The organism is Rhodobacter aestuarii (assembly GCF_900156655.1).
GTDB lineage: Bacteria > Pseudomonadota > Alphaproteobacteria > Rhodobacterales > Rhodobacteraceae > Rhodobacter > Rhodobacter aestuarii.
This window is the reverse complement of sequence record NZ_FTOG01000005.1, coordinates 217,162-238,080: the sequence shown is the minus strand read 5'-3', so window position 1 is coordinate 238,080 and position 20,919 is coordinate 217,162. Positions and strand designations below refer to the sequence as shown.

12 protein-coding genes are annotated in these 20,919 nt (G+C 58.6%); 7 read left to right on the top strand and 5 right to left on the bottom strand.

Annotated elements, in window-relative coordinates; all coding sequences use genetic code 11:
* Positions 1-25: 25 nt before the first annotated feature.
* Positions 26-5,194, bottom strand: a complete 5,169-nt coding sequence (locus tag BW967_RS18380) for an Ig-like domain-containing protein (protein ID WP_083952077.1) — start codon at positions 5,192-5,194, stop codon at positions 26-28.
* Positions 5,195-6,121: 927 nt separating this feature from the next.
* Positions 6,122-7,288, bottom strand: coding sequence for a nucleotide sugar dehydrogenase (locus BW967_RS09050; RefSeq protein WP_076484808.1), 1,167 nt, complete (start codon positions 7,286-7,288; stop codon positions 6,122-6,124).
* A gap of 154 nt (positions 7,289-7,442) precedes the next feature.
* Here BW967_RS09050 and BW967_RS09045 point away from each other — a divergent pair, with 154 nt between their 5' ends.
* Positions 7,443-7,709, top strand: a complete 267-nt coding sequence (locus BW967_RS09045; protein ID WP_083952089.1) for a spike base protein, RCAP_Rcc01079 family — start codon at positions 7,443-7,445, stop codon at positions 7,707-7,709.
* Between the two features lie 9 nt (positions 7,710-7,718).
* Here the strand turns inward: BW967_RS09045 and BW967_RS09040 are convergent, their stop codons facing one another.
* Entirely contained in the window at positions 7,719-8,735 is a 1,017-nt protein-coding gene (locus tag BW967_RS09040; protein ID WP_076484729.1) for a helix-turn-helix transcriptional regulator, read from the bottom strand.
* A 92-nt stretch (positions 8,736-8,827) separates the two neighbouring features.
* Here BW967_RS09040 and cysD point away from each other — a divergent pair, with 92 nt between their 5' ends.
* Positions 8,828-9,727 (top strand): sulfate adenylyltransferase subunit CysD, encoded by a 900-nt coding sequence (gene cysD, locus BW967_RS09035; protein WP_076484728.1) that lies wholly within the window; start codon positions 8,828-8,830, stop codon positions 9,725-9,727.
* Between the two features lie 46 nt (positions 9,728-9,773).
* On the top strand, positions 9,774-11,675 hold the full coding sequence (gene cysN, locus BW967_RS09030; RefSeq protein ID WP_076484727.1) for a sulfate adenylyltransferase subunit CysN: 1,902 nt from the start codon (positions 9,774-9,776) through the stop codon (positions 11,673-11,675).
* 487 nt (positions 11,676-12,162) lie between these two features.
* On the opposite strand, the gene BW967_RS19025 is transcribed toward cysN, so the two are convergent.
* Together BW967_RS19025 and BW967_RS09020 are read right to left on the bottom strand one after the other, a co-directional pair.
* A complete protein-coding gene (locus tag BW967_RS19025; RefSeq protein ID WP_076484726.1) occupies positions 12,163-12,600 on the bottom strand; it encodes a calcium-binding protein in 438 nt (145 codons plus the stop codon).
* A 664-nt stretch (positions 12,601-13,264) separates the two neighbouring features.
* On the bottom strand, positions 13,265-14,170 hold the full coding sequence (locus tag BW967_RS09020; protein WP_076484725.1) for a delta-class carbonic anhydrase: 906 nt from the start codon (positions 14,168-14,170) through the stop codon (positions 13,265-13,267).
* Between the two features lie 894 nt (positions 14,171-15,064).
* Here BW967_RS09020 and BW967_RS09010 point away from each other — a divergent pair.
* The 4 genes from BW967_RS09010 to BW967_RS08995 all read left to right on the top strand — a co-directional run bounded on the left by BW967_RS09010 (position 15,065) and on the right by BW967_RS08995 (position 20,900).
* Positions 15,065-17,167, top strand: a complete 2,103-nt coding sequence (locus BW967_RS09010) for a YjbH domain-containing protein (protein ID WP_076484723.1) — start codon at positions 15,065-15,067, stop codon at positions 17,165-17,167.
* A gap of 11 nt (positions 17,168-17,178) precedes the next feature.
* Positions 17,179-17,841 (top strand): YjbF family lipoprotein, encoded by a 663-nt coding sequence (locus tag BW967_RS09005; RefSeq protein ID WP_076484722.1) that lies wholly within the window; start codon positions 17,179-17,181, stop codon positions 17,839-17,841.
* 167 nt (positions 17,842-18,008) lie between these two features.
* The gene (locus BW967_RS09000; protein WP_076484721.1) at positions 18,009-19,409 is read left to right on the top strand and encodes a phosphomannomutase; all 1,401 of its coding nucleotides are present in this window, start codon (positions 18,009-18,011) and stop codon (positions 19,407-19,409) included.
* 57 nt (positions 19,410-19,466) lie between these two features.
* Positions 19,467-20,900, top strand: a complete 1,434-nt coding sequence (locus tag BW967_RS08995) for a mannose-1-phosphate guanylyltransferase/mannose-6-phosphate isomerase (RefSeq protein ID WP_076484720.1) — start codon at positions 19,467-19,469, stop codon at positions 20,898-20,900.
* Positions 20,901-20,919 lie beyond the last annotated feature (19 nt).

The following is a 20,919-nucleotide window of genomic DNA, read 5'->3' as shown; positions in this document are numbered from 1 at the left end:
CCACTGACTTGCGTCAGCCCCTGACTTAGCCCCGCAGCAGCGCGGCTTCGTGTTTCTTCAGCGTTTTGCGCGCTGCCGTGTAGTGGTCGATCCCTTCGCGGGTTTTGAGTTCCGGGAAGAGTTCAAAGATTTCCGAGCGTTGGGCATTGCCCATGCCGCCCAGCGTTTGATCGCCCGGCTGGAAGCTCTCGGTCCAGGCGCCATTGGCCAGAACCACTTCGTGACGGTCGAACATGAAGTGGATGTAGCTGGTGCCAAGCGTTTCCACCGGTTTCACGCCCGCATTGTCGACCAAGTGCTTGGCCGCGACCAGAACTTCGTGCTCTTCAAAGTAGAGCGCGGTGCGTTCATTGGCGACCAGCATCCGGTGGTTCGGCGAGACCAGCATGTCTTGCTCGGGCAGCCCGTTGCCAAGGCTGCCCGCCTTGATCAACACCGGGCGCAGATGCGGCGCAGCGATCAGCTCGGCGCGGCTCATGTCGCGGCGGCCAACCCAACGGATTTCCTGAATGCCGTTGTCACGGGTCAGGATCTTGTCGCCTTCGCGCAACTCTTCCACCCGGCGTTCGCCGCGCGGCGTTGCCACCATCGTGCCCGGCGTAAAGCAGGGGATCACGTTCTCGATGTTGCGGAAGGTCAGCGTGCCGGTGACATTGCCGTTGCTATCGAGGAAGTTGACGGTGCCGTTTTCGTCGTTCGTCGGATCGTAAAGAACGTCAAACGGGCCCGCGCCGCGCAGATCGAGCGTATCCCAGTCGTCGCCGCCTTCGTTGCCGTCGATGAAGTCGTTGTTGCCATCGGCAGCGGTGCGCACTTCGAACCAGTCACGATCATCGCCGCCCAGAAGCGTATCGACGCCGTCACCGCCCGAAAGCGTGTCATTGCCCGCGCCGCCGTCCAGCAGGTCTTGGCCCTGCCCGCCGGTCAGCACATCGTCGCCATCCTCGCCGTAAAGACGATCATCACCGTCGCCGCCATCGAGCGTATCATTGCCGTCGCCGCCGTAAAGCGTGTCTTGGCCATTGCCGCCCGAGAGGCTGTCATCGCCCGCATCGCCGTTCAGAAGGTCTTCGCCTTCGCCGCCGATCAGCGTGTCGTCGCCCTCACCGCCCGAAAGCGTGTCGGAAGATTGGCCGCCATCCAGCAGGTCATTGCCATCACCGCCTTCAAGCGTGTCATTGCCGTCGCCGCCTTCCAGCGTATCGGCACCCTCCTCGCCCAAAAGGCTGTCGTTGCCATTGCCGCCTTGGACGGAGTCGTCGCCCGCGCCAGACCAAACGGTGTCATCGCCTTCGCCCGCCAGCACGGTGTCATCACCCGCCCCGGCCAACACGCGATCATCATTGGCCGCGTCGCCCGGCAAGATCGCATCGGCGTGGTCGATCATGTCGCCTTCGGGGTCGCCGGTGTAATTGTAGTCGATCAGATCGGCGCCGTCGGTGCCCTCAACCCAGCCATCACCTTCGTCATAGATGATGTTCTCGATATTGGTGAAGTCGAGCGTGCCAAGCACGTTGCCATCGGTATCGAGGAAGCTGACGGTGCCGTTTTCCGGGTTCGTCGGATCATAAGCGATCGACACCGGGCCCGCGCCGGTAAGGTCGAGCGTGTCATAGTCCACGCCGCCCTCGTTGCCATCGATCACATCACCAATACCCTCATTCGCAGAGCCAACCAAGAAGGTGTCTTGGTCATCGCCGCCCATCAGATAGTCGGCACCCGCACCGCCGATGATCGTGTCATCGCCTTCATCACCGGCAATCGTGTCTTCGTCGATGCCGCCATCAAGGTAGTCGTTGCCCGCACCGCCCGCGATCTGGTCGTCATCATCTTCGCCATAGACAACGTCATCGCCGTCGCCCGCGCTGATGACATCGCGGCCATTGTTTTGCACAAGGTCGGTATCATCGGGGATGTTGATCGCATCGGGGTAGCTCGGACCAAGGCCACCATAGATGGTGTCATTGCCCGCGCCGCCTTCGACCCAGTCATCGCCTTCGCCTGCGGTGATCAGATCATTGCCGTCGCCGCCCAGGATGGTGTCGCGGTCAACGCCCGCATCGATCACATCATTGCCGTCGCCGCCCAAGATGTAATCGGCATCATCGCCGGTCAGGATCGTGTCATTGCCCGCGCCGCCCGAGACCGTATCCATATCATCGGTCGGATCGGTGTCAGAGGGGTAGAGCCCCGGATAGCCGATGTCGGGCGAGGCTACGGAATTGCGGGTGTTGATGTAATCATCGCCATCGCCGCCATCGACCGCATCACTGCCCGCGCCGGTGGTGATCGAGTCATGGCCCGCGCCGCCATAAACGATGTCATCGCCGCCAACGCCGCTGATCGTGTCGTTGCCGTCACCGCCAAGCAGGCTGTCATCGCCGACGCCGCCAATCAGGCTATCGTCGCCAAGACCACCTTCAAGCGTGTCATCGCCCACGCCGCCGCGCAGCGTGTCATTGCCAGCTTCGCCGAGCAGGCTGTCGTTGCCGACATCCCCTTCGACCGAGTCATCCCCTTCGCCAGCCCAGACGGTATCATCGCCCTCGCCCGCCAAAACGGTGTCATTGCCCGCACCGGCCAGAACGCGGTCGTCATTGGGTTCGTCATCGCCCAAGATCGCGTCGCCGTGGTCGATCAAGTCGCCTTCCGGGTCGCCGGTGTAGTCATAGTCGATCAGATCGGCATCATCGGTGCCATCGACATAGCCATCTTGCGGCGGCGGGGTGTAAAGCACCGTCACCTGCACGGTCGCGGTATCGGTGCCGCCTTGGCCGTCCGAGATTTCGTAGCTGATCGTCGTGTTGCCCGAGAAACCGGTCGTCGGCGTGAGGGTCAATTCGCCCGTCGTCGGGTCAATCGTCACGGTGCCATCGGGGCTCGAGGCCGAGGTCACGGTAAGCGGATCGCCATCCACATCGGTGTCGTTGTCGAGCACCGAAATGACAATCTGCGTGCTCGCGTCGCCGATGGCCATATCGTCATTTGCCACCGGGTCATCGTTCACCGGGGTCACCGTCACCGCGACTTCGGCGGTATCGGTCGCCCCATCGGGATCTTTTACGGTGTAGGTAATCGTGTCGGCGCCATTGTAATTGGCGTCCGGCGTGTAGGTAAGATTGCCCGAGGCATCAAAGCTGACGGTGCCATGCTGCGCGCTGGCCGAGATGATTTCGAGCGTGTCGCCATCGGGATCGCTGTCATTGGCGAGCACGTTGATCGACTTGGTCGTGTCTTCGGCCAAAGTCAGCGTATCATCCGACGCTTCGGGCGCATGGTTCACATCATCGCCGCGAATTTCTTCGATCTCGGTGAAATCGAGCGTGCCGGTGACATTGCCATCGCTGTCGAGGAACTCAACGGTGCCATCGGTGCCGTTGCCATTGCTGTCGGTCGTTTGATTGACCACGCGCCAGTCACCTTGGCCGGTGATGTCGAGCACGTCCCAATCGTCGCCGCCCGCGCCACCATCAACGGTGTCGCCCGTCGCGCCATAGATCACGTCGCGATCATCGCCGCCGGAAAGCACGTCATCGCCTTCGCCGCCGGTGATGATGTCATCACCACCTTGGCCAAGGATCGTGTCATCCCCATCGCCGCCCAAAAGCGTATCATCACCCGCGATTTCATCGTCTTCAGCCGAAACGGTGGTGCAGGTCAGATCGGTCAGCGTGATGGCTTGGTCAGTATCGCCACCATTGTCATAGTCGATCTCGATCCGGGCCACATCGCCCGAGATATGCACCAAGACCGAGCCCGTCTCGCTGGTGGTCGAAAGCGAACCGTTATCGACATCTTGGCCGGTGACGGTGTTGCCCGAAACGGTTTGGCTGCCGCCGACCTCATAGGTGACGTCCAGCAGATTGCCATCGGCATCATAGGCGCGGACGGTGACGATATCTTCGTGGTAATCCGAGCTATTGCCGATATCGACGTCGTTGATGCGGAAGGTCACATCGGTGACCGCCGAGGCGTAATCTTCATCGGTAGAGGCAAAGGTCAGCGTGGTGGTCGATGTGTTGTCGATGCCACCTTCGCCGCCGCAGCCGTAAAGCCGCAGACCGCCGGTGCCTTCGAGCCCGTCACCCGCTTCGACATATTGCGCGCCGGTATAAGAGGTTGCCGTTGCCCCGTAATCTTGCGCGGTGAAGTCGAAAGTGACAGAGACGCCGCCCATATCATAGGACGAACCATCGACGATCGTGCCGCAGTTTTCGTTGAACTGCTGCCAATCGACGGTCAGCGCTTTCGCGGGGGCAGCCGTGGCCAATTCGCCATCGCCCTCAATGTAATCATCGCCCGCGCCGCCTTCAATGCTGTCATCATCGGCGCCGCCGTAAAGGCTGTCGTCCGAGCCAAGACCCATGATCGTGTCATCGCCCGCACCGCCGTAAAAGACGTTGGTATAGGTATCGGCGGGGTTGGTGCCTTGGTGATCGAAGCCCACGAGGCTGTCGGCATAATCGGTGCCGATCACGCCATCCACGCCGCTGGAGATCACATCGCCCGCCGCATCGCCGCCCGAAAGCGCACCGGTGCTGAGGTTGACGCTCACGCCCGAGGTAGAGGCGGAATAGTCGATCATATCGAGGCCGGTGCCACCGGTGAAGGTGTCATTGCCCGCGCCACCCACAAAGGTGTCATCGCCCGCGCCGCCAACAAGATTGTCGTCGCCTGCGCCGCCGTCGATCAGGTCGTTGCCATCTTCGCCGTAAACGGTGTCATTGCCCGCACCCGAGAGAATGGTGTCATTGCCAGCCCCCGCAACCACGACATCATCATTATCGCAGGTGGCATTGTCGTTATGGTCGATTTTGTCGCCTTCCGGATCACCGGTATAGGCGTAGTCGATCAGGTCATCGTCGGCGGTGCCTTCAACGATGTAGTCCCGCGGAGGTTCTTCGACAGTGATACGCACGGTGGCGGTGTCATAGCCGCCATGGCCATCGGTCACGGTGTAGGAGATGGACGCCGCGCCGGTGAAATTCGTGCTGGGGGTAAAGGTAAGCGTGCCGTCAGAATTGACGGTGACAGTCCCTTGGTCAGAGGTGGGCGTGCCACAGATCGAAAGCTTGTCGCAGTTCGGATCGGTATCATTGGCCAAGACATTGATCGTCACAGAAGTATTGTAAGCCGTTGTCGCGCAATCATCCCGCGCCGTCGGATCAGAATTAAACAAATTGAACAACGTCATAGCAGCCTCTCCTTAAACCGCCTGCGGACCACTGGCCCACGCGCCTATCTTTCGAGCGGCGCGCCTTGGCAGCGCCAGCGATACCCAGCGACAGGTCACAGACCCGCCAACGAACTTCACGCATGCGACAAGGATTGTAGGACGACTGAGGATGCACGAACCAAGCCGCCCAAAAGGCGGTTTTCCCTAAGTCTCGGTTCGTAAATGTGACGAGATCGCAGATCATCTCGCCGACAGCAGCACCACACAACCTTCCCACACATCCTTTCGGATGGCGCACACACATTTGGCCGCCCCCACGGCCAGAAGCCCCCCAGTCGGGCTATCCAATAGATACCAAGCGTCGCAGGCCCTTGGAACGGGAATTTGCCCAAATCTCGCCAAGATTTCGCCGCGCGCTTTCCGCAAGCGCAGTTGTTTCGCCCCAAAAGCGCCGCGATGCCTGCGCGATTGTTTCAGGCTACCGCATCAGAGGTGCGAAAAATTCCCTGAAAAGTTTAATGTTTACGTTGGATTAACCAGAGCAATCGGGCGAAAGCGATTGTTGACGGGGGGCAAGAACGGGCTCAGCGTTTCCATTTTGGCGACAATCTCGCCGTGGCGCAGTTTCCGTTTTCGCATCAATCTTGCGCCCGGAAGCAAACAATTGGGCAGGGTTAATTGTTCCTTGTTTGACGCCAAAATGACCTTTTGCGCATTTTTGTTCGTCACTGCACCGGATGTGAGCCGAATCACTTTTCGGTAACTAAGTTGGGAAGATAGGCCCCACACGGGGAACTGAGCGGGGGCTCCGCGCGAGTGCCGGGAAATTCCAGAGGCCGCATCGTCGCACCAAAAGACGACGGCCCGACCCCATCAAAAGGGCCGAGCCGACGTGCCAGATTTGGCGTTTTTGATATGCGTTCGCCGCTGTGGCTGTTTGAGAGATCAATCCGCGCCAAACAGATCGCGCGAGAAAATCTTCGAGCGCACGTCTTCCAGCTCCTCAACAATCCGGTTTGCTATGATCAGGTCGGCCTCGGCCTTGAAGGCCTCAAGGTCACGCAGCACGCGTGAACCGAAGAATTGATCCTCTTCCAGCGCGGGTTCGAAAACGATCACCTCGATCCCCTTCGCCTTGATCCGCTTCATGATGCCTTGCACCGCGCTGTGGCGGAAATTGTCTGAGCCGGCTTTCATCACAAGCCGGTAGACGCCGACCACCTTCGGCCGACGGGCAATGATCTGATCGGACAGGAAGTCTTTACGGGTGCGGTTCGCATCCACAATCGCGGCAATCAGGTTTTGCGGCACTTCCGAATAGTTTGCCAAAAGCTGCTTGGTATCTTTGGGCAGACAGTAGCCGCCATAGCCGAAGGAAGGGTTGTTGTAATGGCTGCCGATCCGCGGATCGAGGCCGACACCTTCGATGATTTGGCGCGTATCCATGCCGCGCGCCATCGCATAGCTGTCGAGTTCGTTGAAGAACGCGACCCGCATCGCAAGGAAGGTATTGGCGAAAAGCTTGATGGCTTCGGCCTCTGCGGGGTCGGTAAAGAGCACGGGCACATCTTTTCCAATCGCGCCTTCACGCAAAAGCTCAGCAAAGACCTTTGCCCGTTCCGAGCGTTCCCCCACGATGATCCGAGACGGGTGCAGGTTGTCGTAAAGTGCGCGGCCCTCGCGCAGAAATTCCGGGCTGAAGATCACCTGTTCGGTGTTCATCTCGGCGCGGATGCGCTCAATAAAGCCGACCGGAATGGTGGATTTGACGACGATCGTCGCGCTGAGGTTCAGCGCAATCACCTGCGCGATCACGGCTTCAACGCTTGATGTGTCAAAGTAGTTTGTGACCGGATCGTAATTCGTGGGCGTGGCGATGATCACGAAATCGGCGTCCGAATAGGCCGCCGTTGCATCCAAGGTCGCGGTCAGGTTGAGGTTGCCGCGCGCAAGATAATCTTCAAGTTCAGCGTCGATGATCGGGCAGCGCCCCGCATTGACGGCGTCCACCCGGTCGGCGGAAACATCGACCGCCATGACCTGATGGTGTTGCGCAAGCAAAACCGCATTCGACAGCCCCACATAGCCAAGCCCTGCAACAGCAATTTTCATCATCTATCCTTGCCGTTTTATCGCTCTCTTCGTAGCGGATGCGACTGGCCGCGCCAAGTGGTCCTTGCCGGGCGAAGGCAGCGCACGGCTCCCTAACGGGGCGTTGACGCTGATCAGGGAGAGTTTCGCGCATTCCGATGGAAAGGGAAGCATGATGACAGATCCGTTTAAAGCGCAAGATGTCGGCCTTGAAGGGCCAAGCCTTGGGGCTGCGGTGATCACCCCCAATGATACCGTGGATTTGGCGCGGCCAGTGCGGGCAGTGACGATTGGCACAACAGGCGGCACAATCCGCTATACCCATGCGCGGACCGGGGAAATTTGCACGACCGGGCCGCTCCCTCTTGGGCAGCATTCGGTCTGGGCGCGCCGCATTTGGGCCACCGGCACAAGTGCGACAGGGCTGACGGGTTGGGTGTAACTTCGCGGCCTAAGCTATTAAAAAGACGCCACTACTGAGGATATGCCGAACAAGTGCGGGCTGGCCAGAAACCCCAAGCCGGGCGAAGATCGCTTTCGAGCAACTGCGCGCGGTTTGTTCGGTCCAGCCCAAATCTTGCGCCGCATCGCGCAGGCTTTGCCCATCACAAAGCCGCGCGGCGAGCCGCGCTTCGCTTGGGGTCAGACCAAAATGTGTGGCCAATCTGGCTGGATCAATGGACCGAAGCTGCGGCGCGTGGCGCAACGCAGCGCGCAGCCCCCCTGCCGAGCTTTGCACATCGCGTTGCAAGACCATTTCAATCAGCGGCTCATGGGACAACAGAACCGACTGCGGGCGACCATGGGCAAGACAGGCAGAGAGCGCCGCACGATAGGCCGACGCAAGCGCCGGGTCAGAAGGCTCAAACCGGCGCCGCGTTGCGAAAGGCAAACCCGCTTCTTCCGCAAGGTCTTTGGCAAGCGGGGAGAGATGGGTAATGACGCCGCCACTGTCGATCAAAAGCCAGCCCGCGCCCAAAAGCTGCGCGGTTTGCGCATTGAGTGCGGCAAGGCTTCGCTCTTCCTCAAGCGCGGCCCAGATTGAAACCGCTTGGGCCAGATACCCCGCGACCAGATCGAGGCTTTGCCCGTCAATGGCGCGAAAATCCGATTTCTCGGCCCCGCGAAACAAGCTCAAAACCGCCTGCATGTTGGGGCCACTGCGCACTTTGATCAGACGTAAAAAGCCGCTCTCAGCCGCTTCGCCCAGCACCTCGCTTTGCTCATAGACGCGCTGAAACCGCAAGGGCTCAAGCGCCTCTGGCGCGATATTTGGCGCTTGGCCTACCGACCATGAGCGCCGCTGTGCCCGCCCCTGCGCAAGACACAAAGACACGCCATCCGCCCGCGCCAGATCGCTTAACCGCGCCAAAAACGGCTGCCATTGGCCCCTTTCCGGCCCCTCCGAAGCGGCGGCGCAGGAAAAAAGTGTATTCAAAAGGCGGGTTTGGTCGTCAACGTAGAACATTTTCAAGATATACCCCCCAAATGGGGGGTTCGCCAAGGCCGCAGATTGATAAGGCTTGGGAAAACCCTGGAAACGACGATCTGGTAGTGCCCATGAAAACGCTGACGCATCTGCAACGCCTCGAAGCCGAGAGCATCCACATTCTGCGCGAGGTGGTGGCGGAAGCCGAAAACCCCGTGATGCTTTATTCGGTCGGCAAAGACAGTGCGGTGATGCTGCATCTGGCGAAGAAGGCGTTTTATCCTTCGCCGCCGCCCTTCCCGCTGTTGCATGTCGATACGACGTGGAAGTTCAAAGACATGTATGCGTTGCGCGACAAAGCTGCGAAAGCCGCCGGGATGGAGCTTTTGGTCTACCAAAACCCCGAGGCGCTGGAACGTGGCATCAACCCGTTCGATCACGGTGCGCTGCACACCGATATGTGGAAGACCGAAGGTCTGAAACAGGCGCTCGACAAATACGGGTTCGATGTGGCTTTTGGCGGCGCACGCCGCGATGAAGAGAAAAGCCGCGCCAAGGAACGCGTTTTTTCGTTCCGCTCGGCCAATCACCGTTGGGACCCAAAGAACCAACGCCCCGAACTTTGGCGCCTTTACAACGCCCGTAAGGCGAAGGGTGAAAGCGTGCGGGTGTTCCCGATCTCGAACTGGACCGAGCTTGATATCTGGCAATATATCCACCTTGAAGGCATTGAAATCGTGCCGCTTTACTTCTCGGCCCCGCGTCCGACAGTGGAGCGTGACGGGCTGATTTTGATGGTGGATGATGAGCGCTTCCCGCTGCGCGACGGTGAAACCCCGCAAATGCGCTCGGTGCGGTTCCGCACGCTGGGTTGCTACCCTCTCACCGGCGCCGTTGAAAGCGATGCGAAAACCCTGCCTGAGGTCATTCAGGAAATGCTGCTGACCACCACATCTGAGCGTCAGGGCCGTGCGATCGACCACGATCAAGCCGCCTCGATGGAGAAGAAGAAGCAAGAAGGCTACTTCTGAGCCCCTGCCCGCCCCTCCTGCGCCAAGATCACAACGGACCCGTGACATGACCGACCCGATTTACAAAACCGACGCCCTGATTGCCGAAGATATCGACGCCTACCTTGAAGCGCACCAGCACAAAACCATGCTGCGTTTCATCACCTGCGGCTCGGTCGATGATGGCAAATCCACCCTGATTGGGCGGCTGCTTTATGACAGCAAGATGATCTTTGAAGACCAGCTTGCGACGCTTGAGGCCGACAGCAAACGCGTCGGCACCCAAGGCGGAAACATTGATTTCGCGCTTTTGGTCGATGGCCTCGCGGCGGAGCGCGAACAGGGCATCACCATTGATGTCGCCTATCGCTTCTTTGCCACCGAGCGGCGTAAGTTCATCGTTGCCGATACCCCCGGTCACGAGCAATATACCCGCAACATGGTCACCGGCGCCTCGACCGCCGATTTGGCCGTGATCTTGATTGATGCGCGCAAAGGCGTGCTGACGCAGACCCGCCGTCACAGCTATTTGGTGAACCTGCTGGGCATTCGTCACGTCGTGCTGGCGATCAACAAGATGGATCTGGTCGATTACGACGAGGACATCTTCAACAAGATCGTCGCCGATTACGACAGCTTCGCCCGCGGCATCGGAATTTCGAAGTTCACGCCGATCCCGATCTCGGGGCTTGCGGGGGACAACATCCTTGGGCCGAGCGATAATACCCTTTGGTATCAAGGCCCTTCGCTCTTGCCGCATCTTGAAGAGGTCGAACTCGACAGCGCCTCGGACCAACGCCGCGCCTTCCGGATGCCGGTGCAATGGGTGAACCGCCCCAATCTGGATTTCCGCGGTTTCTCGGGGCTTGTCGCCTCGGGCACTGTGGCGCCGGGCGATCAGGTGCGGGTGCTGCCCTCGGGCAAAACCTCGGAAGTGGCGCGGATTGTGACGCTTGATGGCGACCGTGACGAGGCGGTGGCCGGTGAAAGCATCACGCTGACACTGAAAGACGAGATCGACTGCTCGCGCGGGCAGGTGATTGTGGCAGCACAATCGCCGCTGGAAGTGGCGGATCAGTTTGAGACCACGCTTGTGTGGATGGATGATAGCTCACTCGTACCGGGGCGCGCCTATTGGCTGAAAATCGGCGCGCAGACGGTTTCGGCAACGGTGCATCAGCCGAAATACGAAGTGGATGTGAACACCCAAGACCATCTGGCGGCGAAGACGCTGGATCTGAATGCGATCGGGGTCGCCAATGTGACGACCGACCGCGAGATCCCTTTTGCGCCCTATAGCGAGAACCGCGATCTGGGGGGCTTCATCCTAATCGACAAGCTGACCAATCGCACGGTTGCGGCGGGCATGATCCATTTTGCGCTGCGTCGGGCGAGCAACATCCATTGGCAAGCGCTGGAAATTGGCCGCGAAGCCCATGCTTCGATGAAGAACCAAAAGCCTGCCGTGGTTTGGCTGACGGGGCTTTCGGGCTCTGGCAAATCGACCATCGCCAATGTGCTGGAAAAGAAACTTGCGCGGATGAACCGCCACACCTTCTTGCTGGATGGTGACAACGTCCGCCACGGGCTGAACAAAGACCTTGGCTTCACCGAGGCCGACCGGGTGGAAAACATCCGCCGCGTGGGCGAAGTGGCGAAGTTGATGACCGATGCGGGGTTGATTGTGATCACCGCCTTCATCTCGCCCTTCCGGGCCGAACGGGACATGGTGCGCTCGATGATGCAGCCGGGCGAGTTTGTTGAGGTGTTTGTGGATACGCCGCTGGAAGTGGCCGAAGAGCGTGATGTCAAAGGGCTTTATGCCAAAGCGCGCGCGGGGCAGTTGAAAAACTTCACCGGCATCGACAGCCCCTACGAGGCGCCCGACAATGCCGAGCTGCGCATCGACACCACGACGATGACCGCAGAGGAAGCGGCCGATGCGATCATTGATCGGCTGATCCCGTAAGCGCATAAGCGACGAACGCCCCCGCTTGGTTCTGGTTAGACCAAGCGGGGGCTTTTTTGTGCCGTGTGGGGGAAGGTCATCTTTGTGACGGCGGCGAGAATGTCGCCGAAAGTCATGGGGCACACTCAAGAGATACAACCCTGAGGTGATTCGTCATTTCGGGGTTTATCAGCCTTTAAAAGTTAACACGCCTGTGTGTTGTCCAACTATTAACTAACTTTCATAGCGGAACTGTTCATCTCGGCCACAAAAGGTAAACGTGTGCGGATAACTTTATAGATTATTCCGATCTTGCAGCCGAATGCGCCTAGGTGCGCCATGGTCTATCGACTAAGATGAATAAACTATTAATACGTCCGCTAGACGTTAAGAAATACCACGTATCGGCACGAAAACACCACGCATCTTGATGACAGGTGGAGTGTAATGGGTCTGTCTGCGCATTTTTTTGTCGCCTTTGTTGCGAGTTTAATGGTTGCGCTGGCAATCATATTGACCCAACGTTTTCATGGGCATCTGACCCATGACGACCATGCGGGAGTGCAAAAACTCCACAAGGTCCCCACGCCACGCATTGGTGGTCTTCCATTGTTTGTTGGTGCGGTTTGCGGCTGAAGTCGGGGCAGTCTGCATTGTAGCAATCTGTCGTTCTCAGGCTAAGCCGATCATCCTCCGTAAAGTCCGTGATCAGCGTGTGCGTATTTTCTGCATCGCCCCATAGCTGGAAGATGTCGCTTCCAGAGCCGCCTTTCAAAATATCGTCGCCGTTCCCGAAATGCAGTATGTCATCCCCATCGCCGCCGAAGAGTAGATCGTCCCCTGCACCGCCGTTGAGCGTATCGTTTCCGTCGAGTCCGTAGAGGATATCATCCGCTGCGCTACCTATGAGCATGTTGTCGAATGCATCGCCATTTAAAACCGCCATTTTTGCCACCCTTTCACAAATTATTAATACCATTTGAGTCCGGGCAGCGCTTCCTCTGCCACCAAATGCCCGGCTGCACGGCTACGCGCGCCATGGTCGCCAAAACTGAAACGCACATCAAGTATTTTTCAACCTAGCCGGGTACTATGGCCATCCAAAAGCACGCAATGAGGGAAGGCTTTACCCGCCACAATTCACGGGCTTTCGCCGCAGCAACTACGTAGGCATGGCAGGTGATCTAAAGCGACCATCTAAGTTTAAAGTACTCGGCGGCGTATTGCTGGCGCCGCGATAGGCCATTGAAGACAGGCGCTATTTAAAACGATCCACAAAAGGTTAATGCGACGATTAATGGAAGCTACAAACACAGGAGGCCATTATTGCCTCCCAAAATTTGTCGAAGCCATCGTGACTGAAAGCCCCTCAGAGCCGAACAAAAAGGAGAGCGGGACGGCTTTCGTCATCTAAGCGCACGCCCTGCAAAACGAGCGGATCGAAGGCCTCAGATCGCCTATAAATAGGCGTCAACCAACACCGCAAGCCTATGTGCCGCGTGTACGGTGCGGGGCGATTCGGCTTATTGGCGCGGTTGCGGCCTCAAACAGGCCGCACATAAAAACACTGTCAGGCCCCTGTCTCGAGGCCTGACAGCTTATACCTTCGTTCAGTTGATCTTCGACAAAAGCGCGGGCTCTTCCACCAGCGTCCGCACGCCATGCGCGTGGTCTTCATCGAATGGGTTGTCGGCAAGCCAGGCACCGACCGAGGCAATCGACACTTTGGTCACCTTCGGATGCACGCTCCAGGTCACCTGGAAAGGCGAGCCCTTCTCATTATAGGTCGGCCCGGTGGTCGAGCCGTCATAGGTGATGGGCTCGCCCGCTCCGGCCGGCACTTTCGGCGCCTGCCATTTACCACCAACACGGGTGACGGTGTTCAACTCCGTCAGATCGGCGGCGCTGTCATCATTGACGACAACATAGACATAGGCTTCCACCCGCAATTGCGGGTTGCCCACGGCTTCGCTCAGGCACGACCCCAAGGTTGGGCCGGGCTTCACCTCGGCGCTCGAATAGACATAATGGATTTCGATCGTATCCCCGGGTTCGAGCGCGCCATGCTCGGTAGCCCCCACCGCATGAGCGTAGGGCGCAAGCTCGGCGTCCGAAAGCATGCCATCATAGATATAGCCACTGCCATACCCTGCCCCGTCGCCATTGCCTGCATAGGTGGTGAACTCACCGCCCCGATGTTCTGCGCCTTCATGGAAGTGAATGTTGCACAGGTTCATCTCTGCGGAAGGCGGGGCCGCGGCAAAATCGATCGGGTTGGTGCCTTCGGTGAACGACAGATCGCGCGGCGCTTGCGGGCCGAAGCCCCGACCAACCGTCGCTGCGTAAAGCGCATCACGCTGCGCGGCAATTACGTCATCGCCCACCGCCCCATGGCTAGCCATCGCACCATGCTCGGCCGAAGCGGCCTCGCCGTGGCTTTCCGCGAAAGCGCCCGTGGCGCCGATCATCATCACAAATGACGTGCTCAAAGTGAGCGCCGTAGTCAGTTTACGCATACAAGGGTCCTCCGCAGATATACTTGGTGCGGAGTATTTTATTCGCCGCCATTTCCGTCAAGGTTCTATGGTGCACAGTTTTGCCAAAATGAGCATCTTTGTTAGAACGTGCTGTAGAATTTGTTAAAAGGTGTGGGGCGTATACCCTTTAGGCGCAAGCGGCGCAACCTTTAGCGCACCCTCTTAAATCATTTCATAAATTTTAAAAGATTTAGCGGCGGGATTAATGAATATTAATGAAAACGCATGTCGCGTATCATTTCAGTTATCGCAAACTGTCCGCCACAAGCAGTGGCTGAGGTGACAGCATTTTGGAATCTTGTCTTCGCGCACTGAACTGCACTGATCGGCTCCGGATAAGCGGCAGTGTCAGATGCGGCTGTTGGAGACGAGAAAGGGAGACGCCGCTGGTGCGCTGGCAGACGTGATCATGCCAATACTCTCCGACCCAACGTAGGTTCCTCTTAGCATAGGTTTTTGAATTTTTTGGAAGTCCCACTACCGCCAAGTACTTGGGCGAATTTTGTCCCAAGGACAAAACGCGAACGCAGGGTGAACGTGGGAAACGGGGAATCCGCGCCCGAACGGGGTTCTGCTTGCCATGAAGGTGCCGCGACCTCCAAATAGCACCGCTCACGGCGCTTGGTAAGCGCGAACAGAACCAGACCGACCGCCGTCACCCTCAATGACTTCGGGCCCGATTTGGGGGCGATCAGAGGAAAGGGGAACACCCCCCACTCCATCTCGTGTTGCACTCTGGCATCCCTCTCCGAAAATCTTCGAAACCTTGCGCACGAGCCTTGCGCGCGCTCCTTGAGCATGAGACCAAGTGGCTTAACAATCGCGCTATGCGTATCTTGTCCTCATCATTGAAAAAAAGCAGCGATATCCCGAATGCAACGGAAGTATTTAAAAAGTGCGCTGCAGTCTGTTGCGGCATTCTGTTTTTTTGCGCCAGGCGTAATTGCGCAAGCAGATGGACTTTCGACCTATGGTTCTCCTGGGCTGCTAGACATGCCGAGCGCGACCACCTCTGCCGACGGGACACTCAATTGGACCACCTCATTGATGGACGGTCATACGCGCAACAGTCTGCACTTTCAGATTACGCCGCGACTGTCTGGGGTGTTTCGCTATTCTATATTGCGCAACTATTTCGGCGCGGGCCGAGACCTCTACGACCGCAGCTTTGACCTCCATTATCTTCTTAGCGAAGAGCAGCAGCATATTCCGGCACTTGCTTTTGGCTTGCGCGACTTTGGCGGCACAGGTGTATTTCAGGGAGAGTATTTTGTTGCATCAAAACACTTTAGAGAAAACCGCTTGTCTCTCTCGTTGGGATTGGGCTGGGGGCGACTGGCTTCTTTCGGCGGCTTTTCGAACCCTCTGGGCGCAATCAGTCCGAAGTTTCGTACCAGACCTGGCCCGATCAGTAATATAAACGAGACAGGTCGTGTCGCGCTTAATAGTTTCTTCCGGGGTGATGCTGCTTTTTTTGGTGGAGTAGAGTACCAAGCCAACGACCGCACACGACTGGTTTTGGAATATTCCTCTGACGCCTATCCGACAGAAGCTAGGCGCATGGGCTTCAAGCATCGCACCCCGATCAATGTCGGGGTCAATTATCGCTACAATGACCATCTGACGATGAACGCGGCGGTGATTGGGGGCGCGCAGGCGGAACTCGGCTTCACCTATATGCTCGACCCGCGCGCGCCGCGGGCGCCTGGGGGGACCGAGCGTCCCGCACCTGTCTTGATGCCGCAAGCGGAGATTGCAGCCCTAGGCTGGTCACTAGAGGATTTGGGCGCAAGTAATACACGGCTTGACGCCGCATTGCGCCGCCAGAAACTCGATTTGCAAAGCTATGCGCAAAGCGGCAGCACGGCGCAGATCGTGATGCAGAACCCGAGTTATCGGGCCGAGGCTGAAGCTTTGGGGCGCGCGGCCCGCGAGATGGCAAATACGCTGCCGACGGAGATCGATACTTTTGAGATCACCCTTGCCAAGGGCGGTATGCCGACCTCGCGCACGGTGATCCGCCGCGCCGATCTGCACGAGCTGGAGCACGCCTGGGACGGCAGTTGGCAGAGCTTCGTGCGTGCCGATATTTCGGATGCGCCTGACAGGCTCCCCCCCGCGCCCGGGGTCTATCCGCGGCTTGGTTGGGATATTTTGCCTTACTTCCGATCGTCGCTTTTTGACCCCGACGATCCGGTGCGTATGGATGTCGGGCTGGCGGCGAGCGCTTCTTACAAAATCGCGCCCGGCTTCTCGCTCAATGCCGTGGTTCGGCAAAAAGTCATTGGCACCCTCGATCAATCCACCCGGATTTCGAATTCTATTCTGCCGCATGTGCGCTCGGATGCCCCGCTTTACGATAAGCTTCAGGGCCCCGAGATCACGCTGCTGACCGCCGATTACCTGTTCCGTCCGGGGAACAACCTTTATGGGCGTGTATCGGCTGGCATTTTTGAGCAAATGTATGGCGGGGTCTCGAGTGAAATCTTGTGGTACCCGCAAGGCAGCCGCCTCGCACTGGGAGCAGAAATGAACTACGTGGCACAGCGCGAACCGGGATCGCGCATGGGCTTCACAGATTATCGTATCGCCACGGGCCATGCCTCGGCCTATTACGATTTCGGCAACAGCTACCGGGGCCAGCTTGATGTGGGCCGCTATCTTGCGGGTGATTGGGGCGGCACCCTGACCATTTCCCGGGAATTCGATAACGGCTTCAGAATTGGCGCTTTCATGACGCTGACCGATGTTCCCTTCGACGACTTCGGCGAAGGCTCTTTCGACAAGGGGATCAGCTTCACAATCCCGCTCGACTGGATCACGGGCGAACCGACCCGAACGGGCTTCTCTCAAACAATTCGCCCGATTTTGCGTGATGGCGGAGCCCGGGTGGGCATCGCACATCGGCTTTACGAAGAGGTTCGCAGCAGCAATGCGAGCGACCTTGAACACGGTTGGGGCAAGTTCTGGAGATGAGACCGTTCCTTATGCTCAAAGCGCTTCTCCCCGCAGTGGCGATTGCCGCCAGCCTGGCGGCCTGTTCGTCTGATCCGCAAACCCAGCAAATTATCAAAGGCGCGATCCCGTTTCAGAAAAGGGCGCCTGCCACAGCGAACCCTCTTTTCTTGGCCGCCTACGAGGCCGACGCGCCCGGCGTGGCGGCGGTTACAGAGCAAAACACGAGCGCGATCGCTGTTTTGCTGCGGCAGGCTCGTTCCGATGTTAGCGGCGTTGACACGATGATTGCCGCTGACGGATCGCAACTGATGCTCAAGAGCGGTGTTTTGGTCGGAACCCGGGGCTTCGGGAACGATCTGATGGCGGCCGAGGTCTCTGAGAGCACCGCCTTGATCCAGTCTGTTGGCTCTGGCGTTGCCACGCGACTGATGACCTTCATCAATGGAAATGACAACACCGAGACGCGCGCCTTCAAATGCGACGTCTATCCCGGAGGGACGGATAGCGTGTTCGTCGGCGACACGCCGGTCTCAACGCGCATGGTGACCGAGCACTGCCGCGGCGGGTATGCTGAGTTTTTCAACTACTATTGGGTTGTACCGCATCGCGGCGAGATCGTTCAGTCAACCCAATGGGCAAGCCCCCTGACTGGCAAGTTGTCCTTGCGTAAGGTCCCGAGCGTCCGCAATTAAAAAGATCCCGCTTGAGCCCAAAACTTGGGCTTTAGTCGATCAGCTTCATGAGTGATGGCTCTTTCGAAGAGTGTCGTAAAACTTTTCACAACTGCGGCTAATCACGGTATCGACACCTCGCCTTTCGCTGGCCTAGAGAAGATGCGAAGAGGACCAAGGAGCGTTTCATGGCCCCCAAATTTGGTACAAGCGGTTTGCGCGGTCTGGTGGCCGAACTGACCCCTGAATTGATCAGCGACCATGTCTCGGCCTTTGTTTCGGCCTGCCCGACCGGAACTGGGCTTTTCGTCGGAGAAGATCTGCGCCCTTCCTCGCAGCGCATTGCCGCGGTCGTGATCGCGGCTGCACGGGATGCGGGTCTAAATGTTACCTATTGTGGCGCGCTGCCGACCCCGGCGCTTGCGCAGATCGCCATGTCGGCGGGCGCGGCGGCGGTCATGGTGACGGGAAGCCACATTCCTGCGGACCGAAACGGGCTCAAGTTCTACCTCCCCTCGGGTGAGATTTCCAAAGCCGATGAGGCTGCAATCTTAGCGAATCTCGGTCATGCGCCCGAAACCGCAACCCGAGGCACCTTGCGCTATTACGCGGAGGCGGGTGCTGATTATATTTCGCGCTATCGCCAAGCCTTCGGCGGTGCCGCGTTAGCTGGTTTGCGCCTTGGTCTTTACGAGCATTCCTCCGTGGCGCGCGACCTATTGCACCACATCCTCCTTTCCTTGGGGGCAGAGGTCGTGCGGCTTGCCCGCTCGGACGTTTTCATTCCTGTCGATACTGAGGCGGTCGATCCGACCACACGAGAACAGCTGGCGGAATGGTGCGCTACGTATCGGCTGGATGCGGTGCTCTCGACAGATGGTGACGCAGATCGTCCGATGCTGACCGATGCGACAGGCCAGGTGATCGCGGGGGACGTGCTGGGCGTACTCACCTCGATGGCTCTAGGCGCAAAGGTGATCTGCACGCCGGTTTCGTCCAATTCGATGGTGGATATGGTCCACGACTTCACCGCGGTGACGCGCACGAAGATCGGCTCACCCTTTGTCATTGCTGCGATGGAGGAAGCCTTGACACAAGAACCCGGTGCAAAAGTTGTCGGGTTCGAGGCGAATGGCGGCTTTCTCCTTGGCTTCGCGGCAGAGGGCCCAGCAGGCGCCCTGCCTGCACTAATGACCCGCGACGCGGTTTTGCCGATTGTCGCACCGCTGTCTCTCGCCCGCGCCAAAGGTCAGGGCCTAGCGGAGCTAGTCGCCACCCTGCCCGCCCGCGCCACAGCCTCCGACCGGTTGACAGAAACCCCAACCGAAGCCAGCGCGGCTTTCCTCGCGCACCTGTCCAAAGATGCCAGCGTCCGGGCGGAATTTCTTGCACCGTTTGGCCAAGAACAGACGCTCGATCGCATGGACGGGCTGCGGATGACGCTTGCTGATGGCAACGTTCTTCATCTTCGCCCTTCCGGCAATGCACCGGAATTTCGCATCTACACCGAGGCAGAAACCCTTGACGCTGCGGCAATTTTGCTCGAACAGGCGATGAACACGATCAGGATAAAGTTGCGCGGCTTTTGAAATTGCCGCAGCGCAGCATTTATGTTTCGATACGAACCCGTACGAGGGAGCTTTTTGATGATCTATCCGACAATCCTTTGCGGGGGTTCTGGAACGCGGCTTTGGCCGCTTTCGCGCAAGAGCTACCCTAAGCAATTTGCCCCCCTACTGGGCGATCAGACGCTGTTTCAAGCATCTGCGCTGCGGTTGCGCGGGGATGAATTTGCGTCCCCCGTGGTGCTAACGAACAGCGATTTTCGTTTCATTGTCACGGAGCAATTGTCTGAAATCGGCATTGATCCGGGCGCGATACTGATCGAGCCTGAAGGGCGCAACACCGCGCCGGCTGTTTTGGCAGCTGCGCTTCACCTGATGGCAACCGACCCCGATGCGGTTTTGCTTGTCGCGCCCTCAGATCATGCGATCCCCGATGCAGCAGCCTTCCGTGCTGCCGTGGAGCGCGGACTTGCGGCTGTCGCGGCGGGGCAAATCGTTACCTTCGGGATCACGCCGTCGCGCCCGGAAACGGGCTATGGATACCTTGAGCTTTCCGCACAGCCGGACACTAGCGGTGCACCTATCGCGCTTACCCGCTTCGTTGAAAAGCCCGATTTGGCCCGGGCCGAGGCGATGCTTGCCGCTGGTAACTTCCTTTGGAACGCTGGGATATTCCTGTTCCGCGCCGCCGATATGGTCGCCGCATTCGAAGCCTATGCCCCAGAGGTATTGGCCCCTGTTCGCGCCGCGGTCGAGAACGCACACACTGATCTTGGCTTCCTGCGCCTTGACCCGACGGCTTGGGCTAAGGCGCCCGATATTTCGCTTGATTATGCAGTCATGGAACGAGCCACGAACCTTGCCGCCGTGCCCTTCAGCGAAGAATGGTCGGACTTGGGTGGCTGGGACGCCGTGTGGGCAGCGCAAGCGCAAGATGAAGCTGGGGTTGCGACATCGAGCGGCGCCACCGCGATCGACTGCGAGGAAAGCTTGCTTCGCTCTGAAAGCGACGGCGTGGAACTCGTTGGAATCGGGCTAAAAAACGTGATCGCCGTGGCGATGAACGATGCTGTTCTGGTGGCAGACATGTCACGCGCGCAGGATGTAAAAAAGGCGGTTGATGCGCTAAAAGTGCGTAAAGCGCCGCAGGCGGTACAATTTCCCAAAGACCATCGTCCCTGGGGCTGGTTTGAGACACTAGCACTTGCCGACCGGTTTCAGGTAAAGCGCATCGTCGTGCATCCCGGCGCGGCGCTCAGCCTGCAAAGCCACCACCACCGCTCGGAGCACTGGATCGTTGTTCAGGGCACGGCGAAAGTCACGATTGACGACAAGGTGCAACTGGTTACCGAAAACCAATCCGTCTACATCCCGCTCGGGGCGGTCCACCGGATGGAAAACCCCGGCAAGGTGCCGATGGTGCTGATTGAGGTGCAAACCGGGTCCTATTTGGGCGAGGATGACATCATTCGCTACGACGACGTCTACGCGCGAGGACAAGGAGCGAAGGGGTGAGAAAAGCCGTTTCCGGTCT